Origin of the sequence: Sphingomicrobium clamense (genome assembly GCF_019264355.1) — a bacterium.
Classification (GTDB): domain Bacteria; phylum Pseudomonadota; class Alphaproteobacteria; order Sphingomonadales; family Sphingomonadaceae; genus Sphingomicrobium; species Sphingomicrobium clamense.
Map to the genome: position 1 here is coordinate 806,839 of NZ_JAHVAH010000001.1, position 23,530 is coordinate 830,368.

Genomic DNA, 23,530 nt, shown 5'->3' on the forward strand with positions numbered 1-23,530 from the left:
GATGGCGATGATTTTTCGCCTCCTAATCCTCCTGACCCTGCTGATTCCCGCGCCCCTGATGGCGCAGCAGACCAATATCGTCCCGCGCCTCGTCGCCGAGGGGCCGGCGCCTGCCGACGGTGGCAAGGTCGAGCTTGCATTGGTGATGGAAACCGCGCCCGGCTGGCACGGCTACTGGCTCAATCCGGGCGATGCGGGCCTCCCGCTCCAGGCAAGCTGGGACCTGCCCGAAGGGGCGGAGCTTTTCGAACTGCGCTACCCCACGCCCGTCGCCTTCGAGGGCGCGGGGCTGATCAACTATGTCTACAAGGATACGCACGCGATCCTGGCGACGCTGACCGTCCCGCCCACCGACCGCGGCGTGCTGCGCGTGTCGGGCGATCTGCGCTGGCTCGCCTGCACCGACAAGATCTGCGTACCCGAAAAGGGCAATGTCGCGCTCGCCATTCCCGTCGGTGACGGCGCCTCGCGCCAGACCGAATTCGACGAGTATCGCAAGCGCCTGCCGCGCCCGCTCGCCGGCGACACCAGCTTCGAGATGGCCGGCGACACGGTCCGCATCGCCGTCCCGCTCCCCGCCTCGACACCGGTCGGCAAACCCACCCTCTTCCTCGCCGAAAACGGCATCATCGACTACGCCGCGCGCCAAGAGTTCCGCCGTGTAGGAGATCAGCTCGTCGCAACCCTACAACGCAGGGGCGATCAGCAAACCGACGCTCTATCCGGCGTTATCGACATCGGCGAGGGACAGGGCCTCGCCTTCGAAGCCTCCCCAGGCGACGTGCCCACCGGCGGCAAGCTCGTCGGCGGGCTCGGCATGGAGGCAGTGCTGCTCGCCATGCTCGGCGCGCTCGCGGGCGGGCTGTTCCTCAACCTTATGCCCTGCGTCTTCCCGATCCTCGCCATGAAAGCGATGCACCTCGCCAAGGCGGGTGGCAGGGAGGTCGAGGCGAAGCGCGATGCGCTCGGGTACACGCTGGGTGCGGTGCTCGGCACAGCAGCACTCGGCGGCCTGCTGCTCGCGATCCGCGCTGGCGGGACGGCGGCGGGCTGGGCGTTCCAGCTCCAGGACCCGCGCACCGTTTTCCTGCTCACGCTGCTCGCCGGTGCGATCACGATGAACCTGCTCGGCCTCTTCCGCCTTCCGGTTCTGGCAGGCGAGGTGAAGGCGAGCGGGAGCGTGTCGACGGGTGCGTTGGCGGCGCTGGTTGCAACGCCTTGTGCGGGGCCGTTCCTGGGGGCAGCGCTCGGGACGGCGCTGATCCTGCCGGTCGCGGGCGGCATCGCCGTGTTCGCCGCGCTGGGGCTGGGCCTTGCCATCCCGTTCCTGCTGATCGGTTTCGTGCCTTTCCTGCGCGAGCGCCTGCCCGCCCCGGGACCGTGGATGGTCAAGCTGCAGCGCTGGCTCGCCATCCCCATGGGGGCGACGCTGGTCGGGGCACTGTGGCTGCTGTGGCGGCTCACGGGCGATCAAGGGCTGCTGCTTGCGCTGGCAGCGCTGGCGTTGCTCGCCTTGCTGCTCTGGCTCTCGAAACGGTCGGTGGCTTTGGGCTGGACGGCTTTGGCGGGTGTCGTCGCGCTCGCGGTCGGCGGGGCCATCTTGCTACCCGACCGGCCCTCGGCCGAGAACCGTGCACCCGATTTCGCCGAGGTGTGGTCCCCCGCAAAGGTCGAGGCTGCACGCGCCGAAGGACGGCCGGTTTTCGTCTACTTCACCGCCGACTGGTGCCTGTCATGCAAGGCCAACGAAAAGGTCGCAATCGACCGTGATGGTACGCTCGAGGCGTTCGAGGCCGCCAATGTCGCGGTGCTCGTCGCCGACTGGACCGATGGCGATGCCGAGATCACGCGTTTCCTCGACGCGCGCGAGCGCGCCGGCGTGCCGCTTTACCTCTGGTACGCGCCGGGGGCGGCGGAGCCCGAAGAGCTGCCGCAGATCCTCACCCCCGACATGCTGGTGAGCCGCGCTCAGTCGTTCGCGCGATAGACCTGCTTGCCGCCCACGTAAGTCGCCAGCACCTTGGTCTCCGAAATGTCCGACGGGTCGATGGTGGTGATGTCGCGGTCGACGACGATGAAGTCGGCATAGCGCCCCGCGCTCAGCGAGCCGAGCGCGTCCTCGGCAAAACCGGCATAGGCCGCGCCCACCGTAAAGCCCGCCAGAGCTTCGCCAAGCGTCACGCGCTCGTCGGCGAGCCAGCCGCCTTCGGGTTCGCCATTGGCGTCGATGCGAGTGACCGCGACCTCGAGCCCTACGAAGGGGTTGGGATGCTCGACCGGGAAGTCGGAGCCGAACGCGAGTAAAGCGCCGCTGTCGGCGAGGCTGCGCCAGGCGAAAGCGGCGCCGAGCCGGTCCATGCCGAGCCGCTTCTCGGCCATTTTCCAGTCGCTCGTCTGGTGCACCGGCTGCATCGAGGCGATGACGTTGGAGGCCGCCATGCGCGGAAGGTCGGCGGGGTCGAGAATCTGGGTATGCTCGTTGCGGAAACGTAGGGCCGACGCGTTGGGGGTCGCCTCGACTGCGTCGAGCAGCTGGTCGTTGGCGGCGTCGCCGATCGCGTGGACCGCGACCTGATGCCCGAGCGCGACGGCGCGCGCGACGCTGTCGGCCAGCTGCTCGTCGGTCAGCATCTGGAGACCGGTCGTATCGGCGTCGGCATAGGGCGCCTTGAGCCAAGCACCGCGTGAGCCGAGCGCGCCGTCAGTGACGAGCTTGACCCCCGCCATGCGCAACTTGCCATCATAGAGCCACGGCGTCGGGCCGTTGGCGGCGATGCGTTCGAGCGTGTCGGCGCCTGCGGCATAGGCCATCACGCGCACCTTGAGCTCGCCCTCGTCGCCCGCGCGGCGCATGGCGTGCCAATGATCGTCGGGCGTGCCCATGTCGGCCATGGCGGTGAGCCCGTGTTCGAGCATGATGCCCTGCGCCAGCTCGATCGCCTCGGCATAGTCCTCACCGGTATAGGCAGGCACGAGCGCGTAGAGTGGCTTCATCGCAGTATCGACGAAGACGCCGGTCGCCTTGCCGTCATCGTCGCGCAGGATCGCGCCGCCGACGGGGTCGGGCGTGTCGTCCGAAGTGCCCGCCATCTGCATCGCCATCGTGTTGACGACGGTGGCGTGCCCGTCGACGCGTTCGAGGATGACGGGGCGGTCCGAGACGACCGCGTCGAGATCGGCGGCTGTCGGGAAGCGGCCGTCGGAGAACATTTCGTGGTTCCACCCGCGCCCGACGATCCAACCGTCGCCCGGGTTGGCGGCGGCAAAGTCTGCGAGCTGCTGCTGGAGCGAGGCAATGCTGTCGGTCCCGAACAGCTGCAGGCTCATCATCGTCTGGCCCATCATCAGGAAATGGCCATGCCCGTCAATCAGGCCAGGAAGCACGTGCGCACCTTCCATATCGACCCGCAGGTCGGCGCTCGGCACCGTGTCGCCAGCGCGATAGGTGGCGACGATCTTGCCCTGCTCGTCCACCATCATGGCATTGAAGCGCACGATCTCGCCGTCGGCGGTCGCCTGCACACCGTTGACGTTGTCGTAGAGCGTGGCGGGGTCGGCCAATGCCGGGCTGGCGACAAGGGCGGTGGCGGCGAGAAGGGCGAGGCGCATGATCATCTCCGAAAGTCGTTTGCGCACTCGCATAGCATTGTCGAACGCCAAGGGAAGGGCTAGGCGGCAAACATGACCGTGACGATCGACGACATCCGCGCCGCCGCCTCGCGTATCGAGGGGCAGGTCGTGAAGACCCCGATGAACCATAGCCGTACGCTGTCCGAGATTATCGGCGCACAGGTCTGGCTCAAGTTCGAGAATCTCCAGTTCACTGCGGCTTACAAGGAACGCGGGGCACTCAACAAGTTGCTGCAGCTGACCGATGCGGAGAAGAAGCGCGGCGTCATCGCGGCGAGCGCGGGCAATCATGCACAGGCAGTCGCCTATCACGGCGCGCGGCTGGGCATTCCGGTGACCATCGTCATGCCCGAGCCGACCCCGACCATCAAAGTCGTCCATACCGAAGGCCATGGCGCCAACGTCGTGCTGCACGGCAAGGTCTTCGACGATGCCTACGCCCATGCGCGCCAGCTGGAGGACGAAAAGGGCTATGTCTTCGTCCACCCGTTCGACGACGAAGCGGTCATTGCGGGGCAGGGGACGACCGCGATCGAAATGCTCGAGGCCGCGCCCGATCTCGACACGCTGGTCGTGCCGATCGGCGGGGGCGGGCTGATCAGCGGGATTGCGACCGCGGCCAAGGCGATCAAACCCGATATCGAGGTCGTCGGGGTCGAGGCCGCGATGTTCCCGGCGATGAAAGACATTATTGCAGGTCGCGAGCCCGATTGCGGTGGCGACACACTGGCCGAAGGGATCGCGGTCAAGAACCCGGGGCAGATTACGCGCGGCATCATCGCCGAGCTGGTCGACCGCATCGACCTGGTCTCGGAAGACGCGATCGAACATGCGGTGGCTCTGCTGGTCGGGATTGAGAAGTCGGTGGTCGAAGGGGCGGGCGCCGCTGGGCTCGCCGCCATGCTCGACGATCCCGACAAATATCGCGGCAAGAAGGTCGGCACGGTGCTGTGCGGCGGCAATATCGACACGCACCTGCTGGCTAACGTCCTCGTGCGCGAACTGGTACGCTGCGGGCGTATCGCGCGGCTCAAGATCGCGGCGGAGGATCGCCCGGGCGCGCTCGCGGCGATTACCAAGGCGTTCCATGAGTGCGGGGTCAACATCATCGAGACCAACCATCACCGCGTCTTCACCGCGCTGCCCGCCAAGGACACGCTGATCGAGGTCGAATGCGAAGCGCGCGACGAGGCGGCGATCGAGGCGCTGGTCGAGAAGCTCGAAGGCTACGGATTCAAGGTCACGCGCTCGCCGATCGTCTGATAGTGGCGGATTTGCGCCGGTTCCGATTCAATTCGGGACAAATTGTCCAAGGCTGGGACAGGCCCCGGCCTTAACCACACTTTGCGGCACCAAGCCCTTTTCTTGTGCGTTTTTTGGACGCATAAAGATTTTCGTAACCATGAAAGGAGCCGCCGGGTGAGCGCACCATTTCGCTTTCCCAAATTCTTCGTCACTAACCCAGCACCGTGCCCCTATATCGAGGGCAAGGTGGAACGGAAGGTCTTTACGGAGCTGAACGGCCGCCAGGCGAGCGAACTCAACGAGGCGCTCTCGCGGATCGGTTTTCGCCGTTCGCAGTCGGTTTCCTATCGTCCCTCCTGCGTCGATTGTAATGCCTGCGTGTCGGTGCGCGTGTGTGCCAAGGAATTCACGCCCAACAAGACGCAGCGTCGCCTCCTTCGCCGCAACAACGACCTCGAAGTCACCGCGTGCAAGCCGTGGACCACGGCCGAGCAATATGAGCTGCTCCAGCGCTATCTCGCCGCGCGGCACCCGGGTGGCGGCATGGCAGAAATGGACGAACAGGATTTTGCCGACATGGTCGAACAGACGCCGGTTCGCACCTATGTCGTCGAATATCGCGAGCCGTCGGTCGACGGACGCCCGGGCAAGCTGGTCGGCGCCTGCCTGTCGGACCAGCAGGCGGACGGCCTGTCGATGATCTACAGCTTCTACGACACCGGCCCCGATGCGCGGCCGAGCCTCGGCACCTACATCATCCTCGACCATATCATGCGCGCGGCGCGGGCCGACCTGCCCTACGTCTATCTCGGCTATTGGGTCGAGGGATCCCCGCGCATGGATTACAAGGCGAAGTTCAAGCCGATGGAGCGGCTGGGGCGCGAAGGTTGGGGTCCGATGGGCGAGCCGCAGCCCGACATCGCCGCCGAGCGACGCAAGGCGCCGCCGATGCGCCTCGACCGCCTCAAACGCGACTGACCATGGTCTCCATCCGCGCCGCCGACGCCGCCGATGCCGACGCGATCTGGGCGATCATCGAACCCGTGATCCGCGAAGGCGCGACCTACGCCTTCGACCGCGACAGTCCGCGCGAGAAGATGCTCGGCTTCTGGATGCGGCACTACGCTTATGTCGCGGAGAATGACGGCGAGATCGTCGGCACCTATTTCCTCAAGCGCAATCAGGGCGGCGGCGGCAGCCACGTCGCCAATTGCGGCTACATCACCTCCGAAGGCGCGCGGGGGCAGGGGGTCGCGCGGTTGATGGCCGAACATAGTTTCGAAGAAGCCAAGCGGCTCGGTTTCAAGGCGATGCAGTATAATTGTGTCGTCTCGACCAACACCGGCGCGATGCGGCTGTGGCACCTGCTCGGCTTCAAGATCATCGGCTCCATCCCCAACGGGTTCGAGCATCCCGAGAAGGGCATGGTCGACGCTTACGCCATGTATCGCTGGCTGGACTGACAAAAAAAGGGCGCCGCTGCCTCCCCGCAGCGCCGCCCTCTTGCCCCCTCAGGCTCTCGCCTGTGTTTACGCAGCAGCTTCTTCATTCTGCTTGTCTTCTTCCTGTTCGCGCAGCACGTAGCCGCGGCCCCAGACGGTTTCGATATAATTGTCGCCGCCGCAGGCCAGGCTGAGCTTCTTGCGCAGCTTGCAGATGAAGACGTCGATGATCTTGAGTTCGGGTTCATCCATTCCGCCATAGAGGTGGTTGAGGAACATTTCCTTGGTCAGCGTTGTGCCCTTGCGCAGCGAAAGGAGCTCGAGCATCGCATATTCCTTGCCGGTGAGGTGGACGCGATTGCCGTCCACTTCGACCGTCTTGGCGTCGAGATTGACCGCCAGCTTGCCGGTGCGGATGACCGACTGGCTGTGACCCTTCGAACGGCGGACGATGGCGTGGATACGTGCCACCAGTTCGTCGCGGTGGAAGGGCTTGGTGACGTAATCGTCGGCGCCGAAGCCCAGCGCACGCACCTTGGAATCGAGTTCGCCGATACCCGACAGGATCAGGACCGGCGTTTGCACTTTCGCGGTGCGGAGTTTCTTGAGGACGTCATAACCGTGCATGTCGGGCAGGTTGAGGTCCAGAAGGATGATGTCGTAATCGTAGAGTTTGCCAAGATCGAGGCCTTCTTCGCCAAGATCGGTGACATAGGTATTGAAACCTTCGGTCGAGAGCATCAGCTCGATGCTCTTGGCAATCGTGGCTTCGTCCTCAATCAGCAAAACGCGCATAATATCTTCCCCCGATTAGTACGCCGCTTCAGGCGATGACTTCACAAAAGTTTCACGACCTTAACGACGTCTAAGCGTCCATTAACCATGACATTCCTGAAGGGAAAAGGTTAATAAGTCCTAAAGCGAGGCAAAAAGTTAACTTTTCCGCCAACCGTGACTCTGGGGACTCACTTTAGGTCAAGCCTTGTGAACCCGCGCTGAGCGTGCCAACGGCCAAATCCATGAATCTCGAAGACAAAATCCTGTTCGTCGATGGCGAGGTGCTGGTGCTGGACAAGCCGGCAGGGCTGCCCGTCGATACGCCCCGCCGTGGAGGAGACAGTATCGAACGGCGGCTGGAAGAGTTGACGCTCGGTTACAAAAGGTTGCCGACGCCGATGCACCGGCTCGACCAGGATACGTCGGGCTGCCTGCTGTTCGCGCGCCATCCCGCGGCGCGCAAATGGACGCAGGCGATGTTCGAAGAGCAAAAGGTCGAGAAGACCTATCTCGCCGTGCTCGGCGACGTGGTCGAGGGCGAGGAAGGTCAGATCGACCTGCCGCTGGGCAAGGTGTCGAGCAAGGATGCCGGCTGGCGCATGACGCACGACCCGCAAGGCAAGGCGGCGCGCACGCGTTGGCGCAAGATCGCGGAGCAGGACGGCAGGACGCTGGTCGAGTTCGTCCCCGAGTCCGGCCGCACCCACCAGATTCGCGTGCACGCGCGCGAGGGGCTCGGGGTCGGGATCGTCGGGGACCGCGTCTATGGCTATCCCGGCGGGGAGATGATGCTGCACGCATGGAAGCTGGCGACGCCGCGCAAGAAGGGGCATCGCCTGGAAGTGACCGCGCCGCTGCCCGAGCATTTCGCCGAGTGGGCCGCGCATGTCGCCTGAGGACGTCACGATCCCAGAGGATGCGCTGGAGGAGACGTTCCTCGCGGCGACCGGGCCGGGCGGGCAGAACGTCAACAAGAATGCCACTGCCTGCCAGCTGCGGGTCGATGTCGCGGCGCTTGGCCTGCATCCGCGCGTGGTCAATCGGCTGCGCCATATTGCGGGGAGCAAGGTTACCAAGGACCGCAGGGAGATCATCTTCACCGCGCGTTCGCACCGCAGCCGCGAGGCAAACCGCGAGGAGGCGCGGGCGCGCCTTGCGGAGATGATCGCCAAGGCCCATGTCCAGCCCAAGAAACGCAAGAAAACGCGCGTCAGCCGCTCGCAAAAGGCCAAGCGCGTGGATAGCAAAGTGAAGCGCGGCCAGAAAAAGGCTCTGCGCGGGAAAGTGAAATATTGATGTTCGACTTCAAGATCGACGCCAACGACAAGCCCAAAATGTATGCCGAGCTCGGCCAAGCGCTCGAGGCGCTGGTCGCGGGCGAGCCCGACGCTATTGCGAATATGGCCAATGCCGCGGCGCTGATCTGGGAAACGCTGCCCGACATCAACTGGGCGGGCTTCTATCGCAACATTGACGGCGAACTCGTGCTCGGCCCGTTCCAGGGACGCGCGGCCTGCATCCGCATTCCGATCGGCAAGGGCGTGTGCGGCGCGGCAGCCGAAACCAAGGAGACGCAGCTGGTTGCAGACGTCCATGCCTTCCCCGGTCACATTGCGTGCGATGCGGCCTCGCGTAGCGAGATCGTGGTGCCGATCATGAAGAATGGCGAAGTCATCGCCGTGCTCGACATCGACAGCCCCGAACCCGACCGCTTCGATAAGGAAGACAAGGACGGCTGCGAGGCGCTGGGCCGAATTTTCGAGAAGGCGCTAGCTTAAACTCTCGACCTGCTCGTCGGTCATCGCACCGGGGATCAGCAGCACGGGGCAGGGCAGGTCGCCCGCGCCCTCGCCGGTGAAATGCTTGACGATTGGGCCGGGATTAGCGCCCTCGGCGGCGCCCAGTACCAGCGCGGCGATGTCGCCCTCGGCGATGCGCTCGCGGATCGCCTTGATCGGGTCGCCTTGTTTCACGGTGAGCTTGGGCGCGGTGCCGGTTTCCTCGACCAGCTGGCCGATCAGGCTGGCGATCTGTGCCTCCAGCCGGACGCGCTCTTCTTCTTCCATCGCGGCCTGTACACCGCCCCACTGGACGAATTCCTGCGGCTCGACGACGGCGAGCACTTCGACCGCGCGATCGGTCTTGGCGGCACGGCGCGCGGCGAAGCGCAATGCGACTTTCGCCTCGGGTGCGTCCTTCATAATGACCAGGTAGGTCTGCATATAGCGGTTCGCCTCCCCTTCGTTGAACGCCGGAACCGACGCTGCGCCAGAAACGCTGGAAGCGCAAGAATCCGCGTGTTCCGCCCGCCGCCCTCTTGACCCCACCCACCGCAATGCGCTTGTGGGGCGCAAGAGCTTCAAAAGGGAAATCCATGGCCACCGAACTCAAGATGCCTGCGCTGTCGCCGACGATGGAAGAAGGCACACTCGCCAAATGGCTCGTGAAAGAGGGCGATGAAGTGTCGTCGGGCGATATTCTCGCCGAGATCGAGACCGACAAGGCGACGATGGAGTTCGAAGCGGTCGACGAGGGCACCGTGCTCAAGATCCTGGTCGACGAAGGCACCGACAATGTCGCGGTCGGCACCGTGATCGCAATGCTGGGCGAGGAAGGCGAGGAAGTGTCCGCGCCGTCCAATGACAAGCCCGAAGCCAAGAGCGCACCCGAAGCCGCGCCGAGCCCCGACAAGGGTTATGGCCGCGACAGCGCGCCCGAACCCGAGACCAAGGAAGTCCCCGCCGAGACGAAGGCCCCCGCCGCGCCGACCAAGTACGGCGAGCGGGTGAAGGCCTCGCCGCTGGCGCGTCGCCTGGCCGAGGCGCAGGGCATCGATCTGACCACCATCACCGGGAGTGGCCCGGGCGGGCGCATCGTGCGCGCCGACCTCGGCGAAGGTGCCGGCGGGGCCAAGGCCGCGCCCAAACAGGCGGCCGCCGCGCCGACTCCGCAGGCTGCGAGCGTCGATCCGGGCGACATTCCGCACAGCGTCGAGAAGCTGTCGAACATGCGCAAGACGATCGCGCGCCGCCTGACCGAGTCCAAGCAGCAGGTGCCGCACATTTATCTCACGGTCGATATCCAGCTCGACAAGCTGCTGAAGCTGCGCAGCGAAATGAATGCCGGGCTCGAAGCGCGCGGGATCAAGCTGTCGGTCAACGACATGCTGATCAAGGCGCTCGGCGTCGCGCTGATGGAAGTGCCCGAGTGTAACGTCAGCTTCGGCGACGGCGAACTGATCAAGTATGAACGCGCCGACATTTCGGTTGCGGTCAGCATTCCCAACGGGCTGATCACGCCCATCGTCGCGGGCGCGAACGACAAGGCGCTGTCGAAAATCTCGACCGAGATGGGCGACCTCGCGGGCCGCGCGAAGGAAGGCAAGCTGCAGCCGCATGAGTATCAGGGCGGCACGGCCTCGCTGTCCAACATGGGCATGTTCGGGATTAAGCAGTTCGAGGCGGTCATCAACCCGCCGCAGGGCATGATCATGGCGATCGGCGCGGGCGAAAAGCGTCCCTATGTGATCGACGACAGCCTCCAGATCGCCACCGTCATGAGCGCCACCGGCAGCTTCGACCATCGCGCCATCGATGGGGCGGACGGCGCAAGGCTGATGCAGGCATTCAAACGACTGGTCGAGAACCCGTTGGGGATGGTGGCTTAGTTGAGCAATCACCTGAAGGCTTGGCGATTGGCCCGAGGCTTCACACAAGAAAGGCTCGCAAACCGCATCTCAACGGGAAAATCTGTCATTTCCGACCTTGAGAAAGGCAAGTTGCGTCTTTCTCAGCCTTGGTTGGAGAAAATCGCTCCCGTATTCGGGACGACGCCCGGAGCAATCCTTGACGGTCCGCCGAATGAATCTGTGAGAGCCCCCCTCATCCGCGTGACCGCCATGCCCTCGGACACCAACCCCTATGGCGGCATCTTCGGTGGGTGGCTGATGAGCCAGATGGCGCTGGCGGCGGGGTCGCTCGCGTCGCGCCATTCGAAGGGCAAGGCGGTGGTCGTGGCCGCGACCGACTTGTCGTTTCCGGGCGCGATGGAGGTGGGGGACGAACTCTCCGTCTACGCCACGCTGGAGCGCGAGGGCACGACCTCGATGACCATCCGCGCCACCGCCAGAGGCCGCGAACGCGACGGGGATCGCGAGTTCGATGTCGCCTCTGGCCTGTTCACCTTTGTCGCGACCACCGCGGACAACAAAAAGCGCCCGGTACGCCGCTGAAACGACTTGTTTACCCTCTTGCGCGAGACTCGGGTGCATGAGTTGGCTCGGTTCTCTCGTGTTCGGCGCATTGCTCGCCTTCATCCTGCCCATGGCGACGGGCGGGCGCGACGGCATCTGGCGCGACAGCTGGGCCGGGGTCGGCACCATCGCGCCGTTCGACCAATCGCCCGGCCTGCTCTTCTCCATCCCGCTCTTCGTCGGCAGCGCTATCGCGCTGCGCCTCTTCTTCAGCTGGCACCGCAACTAGGCGCGCGGCGCGGGGTCTTGTCGCCCTGACGCGCACCAGCTAGTCGGCTCCCAAGACAAAAATCGGGAGCTTGCCACGTGGCCAATTCATACGATCTCATCGTCCTCGGTTCGGGACCCGGCGGCTATGTCGCAGCGATCCGCGCGTCGCAGCTCGGCATGAAGACCGCGATCGTGGAGCGCGAGAGCCTGGGCGGCATCTGTCTCAACTGGGGCTGCATCCCGACGAAGGCGCTGCTGCGCTCGGGCGAGATCCTCCATCACATGAAGCATGCCGAAAAGTTCGGGCTGAAAGCGGACGGGGTCGGCATGGACATCGACAAGGTCGTCGCGCGCAGCCGCGGGGTCGCAAAACAGCTTAACCAGGGCGTCACCGGGTTGATGAAGAAGAACAAGATCGACGTGCACATGGGCACCGGCCACATCGACGGCGTCGGCAAGCTGTCGGTGACCGACGACAAAGGCAAGAAGACGCAGCTGACCGCCAAGAACATCATCGTCGCCACCGGCGCGCGGGCCCGCGACCTGCCATTTGCCGAGACCGATGGCGACAAGATCTGGACCTATCGCCATGCGATGGTGCCCAAGGAAATGCCCAAGGACCTGCTGGTCATCGGCTCGGGCGCGATCGGGATCGAGTTCGCGAGCTTCTACAACGACATGGGCGCAAACGTGACCGTGGTCGAAATGCTCGACCGCATCGTGCCGGTCGAGGACAAGGATATCAGTGCAGAGCTCCAGAAGAGCCTCAAGAAGCAAGGCATGAACATCATGGCGGGCGCGGGGGTCGAAAGCCTCAGCGCGACCAAGAAGGGCGTCACCGCCAAGATCAAGGACGCCAAGGGCAAGGTGGAGGAGAAGACTTTCTCACACTGCATCGTCGCCATCGGCATCGTCCCCAACACCGAGAATATCGGCATCGACAAGTTGGGCGTGAAGACCACCAAGGGTCATGTCGACACCGACGCCATGTGCCGCACCAACGTGAAGGGCATCTGGGCGATCGGCGACGTCACCGCGCCGCCGTGGCTCGCGCACAAGGCCAGCCATGAAGGCATCATCTGCGTCGAAGCGATCGCGCAGGAAGCGGGCAACAAGGATGTCCATCCGCACGCGATGGACGTGAAGAATATCCCGGGCTGCACCTATTGCCACCCGCAGGTCGCGAGCGTCGGCCTCACGGAAGAGAAAGCCAAGGAAGCCGGGCACAAGGTGAAGGTCGGCAAGTTCCCCTTCATCGGCAACGGCAAGGCGATCGCGCTGGGCGAGACCGAGGGCTTCATCAAGACCGTGTTCGATGCGGAGACGGGCGAACTGCTCGGCGCGCACATGATCGGCGCGGAAGTCACCGAGCTGATCCAGGGCTATACCGTCGGGAAGCAGGGCGAGCTGGTCGAGGAAGACTTTATGAACGCCGTCTTCCCGCATCCGACATTGAGCGAAATGATGCACGAAAGCGTCCTCGCCGCCTACGGCCGCGTGCTGCATATCTGACGGAACGACCCGCGCCACTTGTGCGTCTCACCGGCAAGCCAAACGGAAAGGGCTTGTCGTCAAGCGTTCTCACCTCCTTCCCTTGATCGCCGTCTTCGCGCTCGCCGCGTGCGAGGGTGTGCAGGAGTTCGAGGAGGAAGTTGACGAAGAGATTGCGGAAGGCATCGAGCATGTCGGTGAAGGCATCGAACGATTGCTTCCCGACGAGCTATTCGCCAGCGAGGAACTGAAGCGCGCCATCCGCGAGGAGGAGGGCGAACTGGACTTTGTCTATCGCGACGTGACCGGTCGTCCGACCGTCGGCGCGGGGCACCTGGTAAGGCCCGAGGACGGGCTGGCGGTAGGCCAGCGCATCACGCGCGAGCAGTTGGAGAAATTCCTCGAGGACGATGTCAGGCTCGCTGAAGACAATGCGCGGCTGCTGGCCAGGGACACGCCGCTCGCGCAGCATGAATTCGATGCGCTGGTCGACCTGGTCTACAATGTCGGCCCGGGCAATGTGAGCGAGGAGAAAAGCCCCGCGCTCAACGATGCACTCCGGCGACGCGATTATCGCAAGATCGCCGAGAATCTTGTCTATACCAAGGATGCGCTGGGACGACCCGCAGGTGGCCTGGTGCGCCGCTCGGAGCGTCGGCGGCGAATGTTCGAGAAAGGTGATTATGGGCAGCTTCGGTAAATCGATGGCCGCGCTGGGCGTGCTGGCGCTGGCGGCGTGCGACACCGCGACGCCGACCGAGAACGCGATCGAGGAAGCGCAGGGACCCGAAGGCGAAGCCGTCCCGCCGGGCAGCGAGGCCGCGAGCGAATGCCTTGAAGACATCTGGCAGGCCCGCGAAGCGATGGGCGACTTTGACGCCGATGCCGAACGCCGTTTCGACCAGCAGCACGATTCCGCCAAGGGTGGCGCGATCAGCTGCGCGACCGGAACGAGCGCCAGCCAGTTCGAGGCCACGCTGACTGCCCTTCGCGCCGCTGCGACCGATAGCGACCGCGCGGGGCTTCTGGCCGAAGCGGGCATTCCACTGCTTTTCATTTCGGCCGATGGCGAGACGCGCCAGCTCGAGAGCCCCGAAGCGCTCGAGGCTGCGTTCGATACGGTCTTCGCGCCCGCAACGATCGAGAAACTGAGGATCTTGTCGCTCGACGACATGACCGTCGTGCCCGGTAAGGGCGGCTTTTTCGAACTCGGCGCCTTCTGGCTTGTCGTGCCTGAATTGGGGGCGCGACCACAGCTCGCCACGGTCAATGACCAAGCAGCGGCGGAGGCGGCGCTATTGGATGACGGGACGACTTAGCCCTTTCTTAGGGCTTGGGTGCCATCATCGAGCCATGAAGATCGATGCCCGCAAGTTTGCGACCTGGCTGATTGCGCTCGCCATCGTCATGGCGCTCTATTCGCTGGCGAGCGACGGGGAGACACTGCTCGCGAGCGGTTTCGGCGTCGGCATTCTCGTGGTCGGTATGGTCTTTCGACGCGCAATCTTCAGCGCCGTCCACCGCGTCGTGGAAAACACCGTCGACACCCAGGCGACCAAGCTGTTCGGCGAAGCGCGCGACCCGGGCGAGCCGTTCGATTTCGAGGGAGCGATCCAACGGCATCTCGACGCGCGCGAGGACGAGGCGTTCGATCCCGACGCGGCCTTCGACCGCTATATGGCGAAACGCGCCGCCGGCGAGGTCACGCCGCCGCCCGGGACCCAACGCCGAACCTTCGGGCGCAAGGGTATCTGACGCTTTGCTCTTGGCAGCGCACAGGCGCTGCGCCACGGTGCCGCACATGGGCAAGGGCACTCACCAATATGTTCCCGACGAACGCAACGCGTCGGTCCTCATCGACATCAATGGCGACCATATCCCGCGTGAGAAGGCGATGGTCAGCGTCTTCGACAGCGGCTTCATGCTCGGCGACGGGGTATGGGAGGGCATCAGGCTGCATGGCGGGCGGCTGGCCTTTCTCGATCGGCATCTGAAGCGGCTCTATCGCGGTGCCAAGGCGATCCACATGAATATAGGGATCGACGAGGCCGAGATGACGCGGCGACTCTACGCGGTGCTCGATGCCAACGGCATGACCGACGAGGGCGCGCATGTGCGTTTGATGGTGACGCGCGGTGTGCGCTCGACCCCTTATCAGGACCCGCGCGTGGTGGTGGGCGATGCAACCATCGTCATCATCCCCGAGTGGAAGCGCGCTGCGCCCGAAACAGCGACGCGGATGCTTGACCTGTTCACCGTCCATGTCCGGCGCGGTGATCCGGCGGTGCAGGACCCCAAGCTCAATTCGCACAGCAAACTGAACTGCATCACCGCCTGCATCCAGGCGGCCGAAGCAGGCGCGGACGAGGCGCTGATGCTTGACCCGCACGGCTTCGTCGCGACGTGCAATTCGACGCACTTCTTCATCGTGCGCGATGGCGAAATCTGGACGTCGAGCGGCAACTATTGCCTCGACGGCATCACGCGGCAGATCGTGCTCGAAATTGCGCGCGAGGCGGGCATCACGGCGCTGGAGAAAAATTTTTCGCTTACCGAGGTTTATGGGGCCGAAGAGGCGTTCACGACCGGCACCTTCGCGGGCGTCGCGCCGGTGGGGACCATCGATGGGCGCGTGATCGGGACGACGCGCGGACCAATGGTCGAGCGGCTGCAGCAACTCTATCTGGAACGGATTGCCGCCGACGTCGCGGCAGCAGATCGCCCCTTCGAGCAGGCTCAGGGCAGGCCGTGACACTGCGCATCGCCATGTGGTCGGGGCCGCGCAATATCTCGACCGCCATGATGCGCGCCTTCTCGAGTCGCCCCGACACCCATGTGAGCGACGAGCCCTTTTATGGCGCCTTTCTCAAGGCGACGGGCGAACCGCATCCAATGGCGGCCGAGACCATCGCCGACATGGATTGCGACTGGCGCTCGGTCGCTCAGAAGCAAAAGGGTGATCCGCCCGACGGGTCGGCGGTCTGGTACCAAAAGCATATGCCTCACCACATGGTCGGCGAGATCGGCCTTGGGGAGTTTCTTGAAAGCCATCGCCACGCCTTCCTGATCCGCGCGCCAGAGTGCGTGGTGGCGAGCTATCGCAAGAAGAACGAATTGCGCGAGCCCGAGATGCTCGGCTTCGCGCAGGTCCGCGACTATGTCGAGCAGGTCATCGAAGCGACTGGCGACGTGCCGCCGATCGTCGACAGCGACGATATCTTGGAAGATCCGGAAACGATGCTGCGCAAATTGTGTGCTGCTCTGGGCCTCGATTGGAACGTGGCCATGCTGTCCTGGGAGGAGGGGCCGCACCCGCAGGACGGTGTGTGGGGCGCGCACTGGTACGATCGCGTCAACCGGTCGACGGGTTTTGCGGGGGCGCCGGGGCCGATGCCCGAGTTGGAAGGTGACTATGCCCGCGTCGCCGAGGCGTGCGCTGCCGACTATGCGTGGCTGCACGAACGGGCCATCGCCTAGTCGCTGACGGTGTAGTCGAAGCTTATCTCGCCCTCGCTCGGACGGCTGAACTCCAGCAAGTGCGTCTTGCCATCTGCAGTCCAGCCAAGTCGCCCATTGCGTCCCGCCGTGTCCACGGCGTTTGCCGAGACATCGACAGCGAAATCCTCGCCGAAGGCGAACAGGGTCGCGGCGGCCTGGCAATTCGCACGTTGAAGTCGATAGCCGATCGCCGCGTTGGCCATGATCTTCTTGTAACCGCGTGAGAACCAGCCCTGATAGCGCGGTTCCTTGCGGCCCGAAACGCAGTCCGCCGCCTTGGCCGATCCGAGCAACGGAGCGATCTGCAGCGGCACGTCATACGAAGGGAGGTCGACTGCAAAGCGCAGGCCATCCTGTCGCGCTTCCAACCCCGGCGCGAGGTGGAACCACTGGGTCGCGTCGTGGCGCTTTCCGAGATTATTTTTGAACCAGTCGAAGCAGACCAGCCACCGGCCCGGCGCCATAACGAGCAGCCGCGCATGGCGCATCCCCTCGAAGTGTCGCGCCTCGGTCTCGAACGCGATCAGGCTGGTATCGTCGGCGACAAAGCTGCGTCCGGTCGCGCTGCCGAACGGCTTTACGCCCTGACGGGGATAATTCTCGCCGTCGAACTCGAGGCAGTTATGCGCGCGGGTGGACTCGCAATAGATGCGATATGGATCGCTGTACCAGAAGCCGTCTTTTCGCAGTTTCGAGCCCGCTTCGGTTTTGCCGACATAGCCGTAGCGCCCGGCATCGACGAGGATCGGCTGGCCGCGATCGCTCCAGATGAAACCGAGCGTGTCGGCATGTTTGTGCGTGCGCGAGTGGAAGCCGGCCTGCTGGAGCAGGTAGCTGTCGGTCGCGAAGGTCGGCTCTGTCTTCTGCGGGACACGGGCGGCGAAATAGCCGGCATCGCGAAACGCCGCGATGGGGGTGGCGGGCGGTGTGCCGATGCGCCCGGCAGTCGCGGCGTAGCGCATCTCTTCGCTCTTCCATTGCCGACGGGCGAGCTTGCGCGGTCGAATGACCAGCTGATGGTCGGAATCGCCGATATTGGCGATGTGTCCGTTGGGCTGCACGAACCAGGAGAGGGCTCGCTCGATCCGATCGGCGAAGGCAATGATCGCATCATCCTCGACCAGCCCAGCATCGATCAGCGCCTGCACGGTCGAGTAGACCATTCGGTGATAGTCGGGCGAATGCTCCATATGGGCGCCGTCATCGCCGAACTGCTGATGGATCATCCTGTCGAGCCGCGCCTGCCCCTGCCTCTTCGCGCGGGCCATTTCGGGAGCCTCATCGGCATAGCGCCGCGCCATCGCGAGCTGCCCTGCAACCTGGTAGAAGCCGTGATTGTTATGGAACATGATGTTGTCGTCGTCGGCTAGGTAGCCGGCGTGGAGCAGGAGGGTCGACCAGAGGAGGTCGCGCTCCTCTGACGAGCCGAGGTCGGCCTCGCGCATCGCCTCGAGCAAATAAGCGAGGCGATAGGCGCGTAGTCCCGCCGCCATGTCGTACCAGGCCATGTCGGTCTCGCCCGAGGGCGCTGCCATCGACGCCCTGTTCCCGTAGCGCCGCGACCAGTCGAGCGCGACCTCTGCCGACTTGGCGAGATAGTCGCTATCGCCCGTGATCGAGTGCGCCATGAGCGGCAGGTCGAGCATGTCGAGCGAATGGGCGTGATAGTTGCGCGAACGTTCGGACTGGTCGTGGAGGATCCAGCGCTCGTCGTCATCGGGTGACGTGGGGTCAAAGAAGCCCACCCACGGCCCGCGTCGATATTGGGCGTCCGCTTGCTTCTGGACCTCGCCCGGATCGAGCTTGAAGAAATTTTCGTATGCGAACATGAACTGAGATGATCACCTGGAATGGCGGGATGCGGGGCATCCCCTATCGCACCGTCAGGCCGAGCGAAAGCGGGAAAGCGTGGGTCAGGCGGGCAGCGGGGGATCGGCTCTCTTCGCCCCGCACCCCGTTGACCTTCAAGGCGAATCCTCCTAAGGGGCCGCTCGTCCGACGCGAACGCCAGTCATTGGCGCGATCCGACGACGCAAAATAGAGCTGAACAATGGCATGCGCCGCGAAGGGTTACCGCCCGTCAAGCCGGGAGGGAGAGCCTTCGTTGGTTTTGCGTATGTCAAAGTAACCGCAAAGAGAAGGTGAAGGCTTCATGCCGACGATTAACCAGTTGGTCCGCAAGGGCCGTACCAAGCAGGTTGCCAAGAGCAAAGTGCCTGCAATGGAGCAGAACCCGCAGAAGCGCGGCGTCTGCACCCGTGTCTACACCACCACCCCGAAGAAGCCGAACTCGGCGCTTCGTAAGGTTGCCAAGGTCCGCCTGACCAACCAGCGCGAAGTCATTTCGTACATTCCGGGTGAAGGCCACAACCTCCAGGAACACAGCGTCGTGCTGATCCGCGGCGGCCGTGTGCGCGACCTTCCGGGTGTGCGCTACCACGTGCTGCGTGGCGTGCTCGATACGCAGGGTGTCAAGGACCGCCGCCAGAGCCGTTCGAAGTACGGCGCCAAGCGTCCCAAGTAACTGGATCGTCGGTGCGCGCCGCCTGCTGATGGCCGGCGCCCCGCTCAGATAAGGATAAGACTATGTCCCGTCGTCGTCGCCCTGAAAAGCGCGTCATTCTCCCCGATCCCAAGTTCGGGGACCTCGTCCTGTCGAAGTTCATGAATTCGGTCATGCTCGACGGCAAGAAATCCGTCGCAGAACGCATCGTCTACGGTGCCCTCGACAATGTCGAAGCCCGCATGAAGAAGGACCCGCTGGGCGTCTTCCATGAAGCGCTTCAGAACATCAAGCCGGGCGTCGAAGTGCGCAGCCGCCGCGTCGGTGGTGCGACGTACCAGGTCCCCGTCGAAGTGCGCGCCGAGCGTGCCCAGGCGCTGGCCATTCGCTGGCTCATCGGTGCCGCGCGTTCGCGTCCCGAAAAGACCATGGCCGCCCGTCTCTCGGGTGAGCTGATGGACGCCTCGCAGAACCGCGGCAACGCTGTGAAGAAGCGCGAAGATACGCACCGCATGGCGGAAGCGAACCGCGCCTTCTCGCACTACCGCTGGTAACAAGAATGACATGCCGGGCTGCCACAGGGCGGCTCGGCATCACCCCCGTAAAGGAAGATTATCATGGCCCGCAGCCATCCCATCGAGCGCTATCGTAATATCGGTATCATGGCGCACATCGACGCCGGCAAGACCACGACGACCGAGCGTATCCTCTATTACACCGGTAAATCGTACAAGATCGGCGAAGTCCATGACGGCGCCGCCACGATGGACTGGATGGAGCAGGAGCAGGAGCGCGGCATCACCATCACGTCGGCCGCCACGACCACCTTCTGGACGGTCAAGGATGGCGACGATGTCGGTGCAGAGCATCGCATCAACATCATCGACACGCCCGGCCACGTCGACTTCACCATCGAAGTCGAGCGTTCGCTGCGCGTGCTCGACGGCGCGGTCGCGGTGTTCGACGGCGTTGCGGGCGTAGAGCCGCAGTCGGAAACGGTGTGGCGCCAGGCGGACAAGTACAAGGTTCCGCGGATGTGCTTCATCAACAAGCTCGACCGCACCGGTGCCGATTTCTATTATTGCGTGAAGTCGATCGTCGATCGTCTCGGCGCGACCCCGCTGGTCCTTGCCCTGCCGATCGGCTCGGAGGACAAGCTCAAAGGCATCGTCGACCTGGTCAAGATGCGCGCTGTCGTCTGGAAGGACGAGAGCCTGGGCGCCGAGTTCGTCTACGAAGACATTCCCGCCGACATGGCCGACAAGGCCGCCGAGTATCGTGAGAAGCTCGTCGAACTCGCCGTCGAACAAGACGACGACGTGATGATGGCCTACCTCGAAGGCGAAGAGCCCGACGTCGCGACGCTCAAGCAGCTCATCCGCAAGGGTACGCTCGGCCGTGCGTTCGTTCCCGTGCTGTGCGGCTCGGCGTTCAAGAACAAGGGCGTGCAGCCCCTGCTCGACGCCGTCGTCGACTATATGCCTTCGCCGATCGACGTTCCGCCGATCGAAGGTGTCATCCCCGACACCGAAGAAAAGGACACGCGTCCCAGCTCGGACGAAGCGCCTTTCTCGGCGCTGGCCTTCAAGATCATGAACGACCCGTTCGTCGGCTCGCTCACCTTCGCCCGCATCTACTCGGGCAAGCTCTCCAAGGGCACGGTCCTGAACTCGGTGAAGGACAAGAAGGAAAAGATCGGCCGCATGCTGCTGATGCACTCGAACAACCGCGAGGACATTGAAGAAGCATTCGCCGGCGACATCGTCGCCATCGCGGGCCTGAAGGAAACCACTACGGGCGACACGCTGTGTGCATCGTCGAAGCCGATCATCCTCGAGCGCATGGAGTTCCCGGACCCCGTGATCGAGCTGTCGGTCGAACCCAAGACCAAGGCTGACCAGGAAAAGATGGGCGTCGCGCTCAATCGCCTGGCCGCCGAAGACCCCAGCTTCCGCGTGACGACCGACCACGAAAGCGGTCAGACGATCATCAAGGGCATGGGCGAGCTTCACCTCGACATTCTCGTCGATCGCATGAAGCGCGAGTTCAAGGTCGAAGCGAATGTCGGTGCGCCGCAGGTGGCCTATCGTGAATCGCTCAAGAAGCCGGTCGAGCTGACCTACACCCACAAGAAGCAGTCGGGTGGTTCGGGTCAGTTCGGTGAAGTGAAGGTCAAGCTCACCCCGGGTGAGCGCGGCGCCGGCATCACCTTCACCGACAACGTCAAGGGCGGTAACATTCCGAAGGAATATATCCCGTCGGTCGAAAAGGGCATGCGCGAAACCGCAGAAACCGGCTCGCTCATCGGCTTCCCAATCATCGACTTCGACATCGAGCTGCTCGACGGTAAGTATCACGACGTCGACTCGTCGGCGCTGGCGTTCGAAATCACGGGTCGTGCCGCGATGCGCGAAGCCGCACAGCGTGCGGGCATCAAGCTGCTCGAGCCGGTGATGAAGGTTGAAGTCGTGACCCCCGAGGACTATCTCGGCGACGTCATCGGCGACTTGAACAGCCGTCGTGGCCAGATCCAGGGCACCGACAGCCGCGGCAACGCACAGGTCGTCGAAGCCATGGTCCCGCTGGCGAACATGTTCGGCTACATCAACGAGCTGCGCAGCTTCACCTCGGGTCGTGCCCAATATTCGATGCAGTTCTCGCACTATGACGAAGTGCCGCAGAACGTTGCGGACGAATTGAAGGCGAAGATGGCCTAACGGGGCTAGCGTAACCCGAAAATACTCGTTAAGGGCGCACCCGTCTCCAAGGGCGGGTCGCCCGGAACACCTTAGATAGAAGATACGAAAAGAGGCGTATAATGGCGAAGGCAAAATTCGAGCGGAACAAACCGCACGTCAACATCGGCACCATCGGTCACGTCGACCACGGCAAGACCTCGCTGACCGCGGCGATCACCAAGACCCTGGCGGAAGCCGGCAAGTCGGAAAAGGTCGATTTCGAAAACATCGACAAGGCCCCGGAAGAGCGCGAGCGCGGCATCACCATTTCGACGGCGCACGTCGAATATGAAACCGACAACCGCCACTATGCGCACGTCGACTGCCCGGGTCACGCCGACTATGTGAAGAACATGATCACCGGTGCCGCCCAGATGGACGGCGCGATCCTCGTGGTTTCGGCCGCTGACGGCCCCATGCCGCAGACCAAGGAGCACATCCTGCTCGCCAAGCAGGTCGGCGTTCCGACCATGGTCGTGTGGCTCAACAAGGTCGACCAGGTCGACGATCCCGAGCTTCTCGAACTCGTCGAACTCGAAATCCGCGAAGAACTTTCGAAGCGTGACTTCGACGGCGACAACATTCCGATCATCGCCGGTTCGGCGCTTGCTGCTCTCGAAGACAGCAACCGTGAAATCGGTCAGGACGCCATCCTCAAGCTGATGGAAGCCGTCGACGAGTGGATCCCCGAGCCGGATCGTCCGCTCGACAAGGACTTCCTCATGCCGATCGAAGACGTGTTCTCGATCTCGGGTCGCGGTACGGTTGTCACCGGTCGTATCGAAACCGGTATCGTCAACGTTGGCGACGAAGTCGAAATCGTCGGCATCAAGGACACCACCAAGACGACCGTCACGGGCGTCGAAATGTTCCGCAAGCTGCTCGACCAGGGCCAGGCTGGCGACAACGTTGGCGCGCTGATCCGCGGTGTCGGTCGTGACGAAGTCGAGCGTGGTCAGGTTCTGGCCAAGCCGGGTTCGATCACCCCGCACACCGACTTCGAAGCCGAAGTCTACGTCCTGTCGAAGGACGAAGGCGGCCGTCACACCCCGTTCTTCGCCAACTACCGTCCGCAGTTCTACTTCCGTACGACTGACGTGACCGGCGAAATCACGCTGCCGGAAGGCACGGAAATGGTCATGCCGGGCGACAACGTGTCGCTGGGTGTCAAGCTGATCGCTCCGATCGCGATGGACCAGGGTCTCCGCTTCGCCATCCGTGAAGGCGGTCGTACCGTCGGCGCGGGCGTGGTCGGCAAGATCACCGCGTAAGCGTCGCGCGCTCCTTCAAGGAGCGTTCGAAAAGAAAAGGGCCCGGTGCTTCACCCGAAGCGCCGGGCCTTTTCTTATGTGCAGAGCGGTGGATGAGAAGCGGCGCTTATAAGCGTCCGCTAACGACCCAAATGCGGACCTAAGCAGTTCAGATTTTCTCAACACTTCGCGAAAGAGTTTTGAACCGAGTGCCATCGTCCTGACGAACGGTAATCGTCAGATTACCCCCCTTGCTGCGATTAAGATCTTCTACAAGTCCTGTCTTGCCTTTGTGCACTCCGGCACTGACCTTGCACCTGTCGCCATTCACGACCTGCGTCTGCTCCTCGGGCATGAAATCCTCCTCACGCGATGAATTGACTTGGTCTTCGTTGATGCAGAATAGCTAGCACGGAGAGCACTAGATTGCATTGAGGGTCCGTTTTCCCACCCCCCAAACTGACCAGGCAGCGAACGACCCATTTTCTGACGTT

25 protein-coding genes and 1 pseudogene are annotated in these 23,530 nt (G+C 63.6%); 21 read left to right on the forward strand and 5 right to left on the reverse strand.

What is annotated here, in order from left to right:
* Window positions 1-7: 7 nt before the first annotated feature.
* Entirely contained in the window at window positions 8-1,987 is a 1,980-nt protein-coding gene (locus KTQ36_RS03975; RefSeq protein WP_255554208.1) for a protein-disulfide reductase DsbD family protein, read from the forward strand.
* Here KTQ36_RS03975 and KTQ36_RS03980 read toward each other — a convergent pair.
* On the reverse strand, window positions 1,969-3,609 hold the full coding sequence (locus KTQ36_RS03980; RefSeq protein ID WP_345777658.1) for an amidohydrolase: 1,641 nt from the start codon (window positions 3,607-3,609) through the stop codon (window positions 1,969-1,971). The two genes, KTQ36_RS03975 and KTQ36_RS03980, sit on opposite strands and share 19 nt — an antisense overlap.
* Before the next feature lie 72 nt (window positions 3,610-3,681).
* Between KTQ36_RS03980 and KTQ36_RS03985 the strand changes: the two genes are divergently transcribed.
* The 3 genes from KTQ36_RS03985 to KTQ36_RS03995 all read left to right on the forward strand — a co-directional run bounded on the left by KTQ36_RS03985 (window position 3,682) and on the right by KTQ36_RS03995 (window position 6,338).
* Window positions 3,682-4,893, forward strand: coding sequence for a threonine ammonia-lyase (locus KTQ36_RS03985; protein WP_218632448.1), 1,212 nt, complete (start codon window positions 3,682-3,684; stop codon window positions 4,891-4,893).
* Between the two features lie 156 nt (window positions 4,894-5,049).
* The gene (locus KTQ36_RS03990) at window positions 5,050-5,853 is read left to right on the forward strand and encodes an arginyltransferase (protein ID WP_218632449.1); all 804 of its coding nucleotides are present in this window, start codon (window positions 5,050-5,052) and stop codon (window positions 5,851-5,853) included.
* 2 nt (window positions 5,854-5,855) lie between these two features.
* Window positions 5,856-6,338, forward strand: a complete 483-nt coding sequence (locus tag KTQ36_RS03995) for a GNAT family N-acetyltransferase (RefSeq protein ID WP_218632450.1) — start codon at window positions 5,856-5,858, stop codon at window positions 6,336-6,338.
* A 66-nt stretch (window positions 6,339-6,404) separates the two neighbouring features.
* Here KTQ36_RS03995 and ctrA read toward each other — a convergent pair whose 3' ends face one another.
* Window positions 6,405-7,112, reverse strand: a complete 708-nt coding sequence (gene ctrA / locus KTQ36_RS04000) for a response regulator transcription factor CtrA (RefSeq protein WP_218632451.1) — start codon at window positions 7,110-7,112, stop codon at window positions 6,405-6,407.
* A 224-nt stretch (window positions 7,113-7,336) separates the two neighbouring features.
* Here ctrA and KTQ36_RS04005 point away from each other — a divergent pair, with 224 nt between their 5' ends.
* From KTQ36_RS04005 to KTQ36_RS04015, 3 genes are read left to right on the forward strand one after another with little or no spacing between them, the layout of a single operon-like run.
* Window positions 7,337-7,990 carry an RluA family pseudouridine synthase gene (locus KTQ36_RS04005; RefSeq protein ID WP_218632452.1) on the forward strand — a complete coding sequence of 218 codons (654 nt, stop codon included), beginning with the start codon at window positions 7,337-7,339 and terminating at the stop codon, window positions 7,988-7,990.
* Window positions 7,980-8,390 carry an alternative ribosome rescue aminoacyl-tRNA hydrolase ArfB gene (arfB, locus tag KTQ36_RS04010; RefSeq protein ID WP_218632453.1) on the forward strand — a complete coding sequence of 137 codons (411 nt, stop codon included), beginning with the start codon at window positions 7,980-7,982 and terminating at the stop codon, window positions 8,388-8,390. Before KTQ36_RS04005 ends, arfB begins: the two co-directional genes overlap by 11 nt.
* Window positions 8,390-8,872, forward strand: a complete 483-nt coding sequence (locus tag KTQ36_RS04015; protein WP_218632454.1) for a GAF domain-containing protein — start codon at window positions 8,390-8,392, stop codon at window positions 8,870-8,872. Before arfB ends, KTQ36_RS04015 begins: the two co-directional genes overlap by 1 nt.
* Here the strand turns inward: KTQ36_RS04015 and KTQ36_RS04020 are convergent.
* Window positions 8,864-9,316 (reverse strand): universal stress protein, encoded by a 453-nt coding sequence (locus KTQ36_RS04020; RefSeq protein ID WP_218632455.1) that lies wholly within the window; start codon window positions 9,314-9,316, stop codon window positions 8,864-8,866. The genes KTQ36_RS04015 and KTQ36_RS04020 overlap by 9 nt on opposite strands.
* Before the next feature lie 152 nt (window positions 9,317-9,468).
* On the opposite strand from KTQ36_RS04020, the gene KTQ36_RS04025 reads away from it, so the two are divergent.
* From KTQ36_RS04025 to KTQ36_RS04065, 10 genes and pseudogenes are all read left to right on the forward strand, one after another.
* On the forward strand, window positions 9,469-10,761 hold the full coding sequence (locus KTQ36_RS04025; protein ID WP_218632456.1) for a pyruvate dehydrogenase complex dihydrolipoamide acetyltransferase: 1,293 nt from the start codon (window positions 9,469-9,471) through the stop codon (window positions 10,759-10,761).
* A pseudogene (locus tag KTQ36_RS11535) lies at window positions 10,762-10,917 on the forward strand (helix-turn-helix transcriptional regulator); the annotation flags it as partial. It abuts the gene before it with no gap.
* A gap of 75 nt (window positions 10,918-10,992) precedes the next feature.
* Window positions 10,993-11,325: an acyl-CoA thioesterase gene (locus tag KTQ36_RS11325; protein ID WP_255554739.1), complete on the forward strand. Its 333-nt coding sequence runs from the start codon at window positions 10,993-10,995 to the stop codon at window positions 11,323-11,325.
* A 37-nt stretch (window positions 11,326-11,362) separates the two neighbouring features.
* Window positions 11,363-11,575: a hypothetical protein gene (locus KTQ36_RS04035; RefSeq protein ID WP_218632458.1), complete on the forward strand. Its 213-nt coding sequence runs from the start codon at window positions 11,363-11,365 to the stop codon at window positions 11,573-11,575.
* 77 nt (window positions 11,576-11,652) lie between these two features.
* Entirely contained in the window at window positions 11,653-13,068 is a 1,416-nt protein-coding gene (gene lpdA / locus KTQ36_RS04040) for a dihydrolipoyl dehydrogenase (RefSeq protein ID WP_218632459.1), read from the forward strand.
* 82 nt (window positions 13,069-13,150) lie between these two features.
* Entirely contained in the window at window positions 13,151-13,747 is a 597-nt protein-coding gene (locus KTQ36_RS04045) for a lysozyme (protein ID WP_218632460.1), read from the forward strand.
* On the forward strand, window positions 13,731-14,366 hold the full coding sequence (locus KTQ36_RS04050) for a hypothetical protein (RefSeq protein ID WP_218632461.1): 636 nt from the start codon (window positions 13,731-13,733) through the stop codon (window positions 14,364-14,366). Before KTQ36_RS04045 ends, KTQ36_RS04050 begins: the two co-directional genes overlap by 17 nt.
* Window positions 14,367-14,400: 34 nt before the next feature.
* Window positions 14,401-14,802, forward strand: coding sequence for a hypothetical protein (locus tag KTQ36_RS04055; protein ID WP_218632462.1), 402 nt, complete (start codon window positions 14,401-14,403; stop codon window positions 14,800-14,802).
* 10 nt (window positions 14,803-14,812) lie between these two features.
* The gene (locus tag KTQ36_RS04060; protein WP_255554209.1) at window positions 14,813-15,799 is read left to right on the forward strand and encodes an aminotransferase class IV; all 987 of its coding nucleotides are present in this window, start codon (window positions 14,813-14,815) and stop codon (window positions 15,797-15,799) included.
* Window positions 15,796-16,524, forward strand: a complete 729-nt coding sequence (locus tag KTQ36_RS04065; protein ID WP_345777659.1) for a sulfotransferase-like domain-containing protein — start codon at window positions 15,796-15,798, stop codon at window positions 16,522-16,524. Before KTQ36_RS04060 ends, KTQ36_RS04065 begins: the two co-directional genes overlap by 4 nt.
* Here the strand turns inward: KTQ36_RS04065 and KTQ36_RS04070 are convergent.
* Window positions 16,521-18,374 (reverse strand): heparinase II/III domain-containing protein, encoded by a 1,854-nt coding sequence (locus KTQ36_RS04070; RefSeq protein WP_218632463.1) that lies wholly within the window; start codon window positions 18,372-18,374, stop codon window positions 16,521-16,523. The two genes, KTQ36_RS04065 and KTQ36_RS04070, sit on opposite strands and share 4 nt — an antisense overlap.
* A gap of 323 nt (window positions 18,375-18,697) precedes the next feature.
* On the opposite strand from KTQ36_RS04070, the gene rpsL reads away from it, so the two are divergent.
* From rpsL to tuf, 4 genes are all read left to right on the forward strand, one after another.
* Entirely contained in the window at window positions 18,698-19,069 is a 372-nt protein-coding gene (gene rpsL / locus KTQ36_RS04075; protein ID WP_218632464.1) for a 30S ribosomal protein S12, read from the forward strand.
* 62 nt (window positions 19,070-19,131) lie between these two features.
* Window positions 19,132-19,602, forward strand: a complete 471-nt coding sequence (rpsG, locus tag KTQ36_RS04080) for a 30S ribosomal protein S7 (RefSeq protein WP_218632465.1) — start codon at window positions 19,132-19,134, stop codon at window positions 19,600-19,602.
* A 63-nt stretch (window positions 19,603-19,665) separates the two neighbouring features.
* A complete protein-coding gene (fusA, locus tag KTQ36_RS04085) occupies window positions 19,666-21,765 on the forward strand; it encodes an elongation factor G (RefSeq protein WP_218632466.1) in 2,100 nt (699 codons plus the stop codon).
* 101 nt (window positions 21,766-21,866) lie between these two features.
* Complete coding sequence (tuf, locus tag KTQ36_RS04090) at window positions 21,867-23,057, forward strand: elongation factor Tu (protein ID WP_218632467.1); 1,191 nt, start codon at window positions 21,867-21,869, stop codon at window positions 23,055-23,057.
* 148 nt (window positions 23,058-23,205) lie between these two features.
* Here the strand turns inward: tuf and KTQ36_RS11540 are convergent, their stop codons facing one another.
* The gene (locus KTQ36_RS11540; protein ID WP_425600727.1) at window positions 23,206-23,391 is read right to left on the reverse strand and encodes a KOW motif-containing protein; all 186 of its coding nucleotides are present in this window, start codon (window positions 23,389-23,391) and stop codon (window positions 23,206-23,208) included.
* Window positions 23,392-23,530: the final 139 nt, after the last annotated feature.

Excerpts from the sequence above, each read along its gene's own strand:
- tuf (WP_218632467.1), top strand. The coding sequence starts at position 21,867 with ATGGCGAAGGCAAAATTCGAGCGGAACAAACCGCACGTCAACATCGGC.
- KTQ36_RS04055 (WP_218632462.1), top strand. The coding sequence starts at position 14,401 with ATGAAGATCGATGCCCGCAAGTTTGCGACCTGGCTGATTGCGCTCGCC.
- KTQ36_RS03995 (WP_218632450.1), top strand. The coding sequence starts at position 5,856 with ATGGTCTCCATCCGCGCCGCCGACGCCGCCGATGCCGACGCGATCTGG.
- KTQ36_RS03985 (WP_218632448.1), top strand. The coding sequence starts at position 3,682 with ATGACCGTGACGATCGACGACATCCGCGCCGCCGCCTCGCGTATCGAG.
- KTQ36_RS04050 (WP_218632461.1), top strand. The coding sequence starts at position 13,731 with ATGGGCAGCTTCGGTAAATCGATGGCCGCGCTGGGCGTGCTGGCGCTG.
- KTQ36_RS04015 (WP_218632454.1), top strand. The coding sequence starts at position 8,390 with ATGTTCGACTTCAAGATCGACGCCAACGACAAGCCCAAAATGTATGCC.
- KTQ36_RS04005 (WP_218632452.1), top strand. The coding sequence starts at position 7,337 with ATGAATCTCGAAGACAAAATCCTGTTCGTCGATGGCGAGGTGCTGGTG.
- KTQ36_RS04020 (WP_218632455.1), bottom strand. The coding sequence starts at position 9,316 with ATGCAGACCTACCTGGTCATTATGAAGGACGCACCCGAGGCGAAAGTC.
- KTQ36_RS04070 (WP_218632463.1), bottom strand. The coding sequence starts at position 18,374 with ATGTTCGCATACGAAAATTTCTTCAAGCTCGATCCGGGCGAGGTCCAG.
- rpsL (WP_218632464.1), top strand. The coding sequence starts at position 18,698 with ATGCCGACGATTAACCAGTTGGTCCGCAAGGGCCGTACCAAGCAGGTT.
- ctrA (WP_218632451.1), bottom strand. The coding sequence starts at position 7,112 with ATGCGCGTTTTGCTGATTGAGGACGAAGCCACGATTGCCAAGAGCATC.
- KTQ36_RS04025 (WP_218632456.1), top strand. The coding sequence starts at position 9,469 with ATGGCCACCGAACTCAAGATGCCTGCGCTGTCGCCGACGATGGAAGAA.
- KTQ36_RS03980 (WP_345777658.1), bottom strand. The coding sequence starts at position 3,609 with ATGCGCCTCGCCCTTCTCGCCGCCACCGCCCTTGTCGCCAGCCCGGCA.
- KTQ36_RS03975 (WP_255554208.1), top strand. The coding sequence starts at position 8 with ATGATTTTTCGCCTCCTAATCCTCCTGACCCTGCTGATTCCCGCGCCC.
- arfB (WP_218632453.1), top strand. The coding sequence starts at position 7,980 with ATGTCGCCTGAGGACGTCACGATCCCAGAGGATGCGCTGGAGGAGACG.
- KTQ36_RS04035 (WP_218632458.1), top strand. The coding sequence starts at position 11,363 with ATGAGTTGGCTCGGTTCTCTCGTGTTCGGCGCATTGCTCGCCTTCATC.
- KTQ36_RS11325 (WP_255554739.1), top strand. The coding sequence starts at position 10,993 with ATGCCCTCGGACACCAACCCCTATGGCGGCATCTTCGGTGGGTGGCTG.
- fusA (WP_218632466.1), top strand. The coding sequence starts at position 19,666 with ATGGCCCGCAGCCATCCCATCGAGCGCTATCGTAATATCGGTATCATG.
- rpsG (WP_218632465.1), top strand. The coding sequence starts at position 19,132 with ATGTCCCGTCGTCGTCGCCCTGAAAAGCGCGTCATTCTCCCCGATCCC.
- KTQ36_RS11540 (WP_425600727.1), bottom strand. The coding sequence starts at position 23,391 with ATGCCCGAGGAGCAGACGCAGGTCGTGAATGGCGACAGGTGCAAGGTC.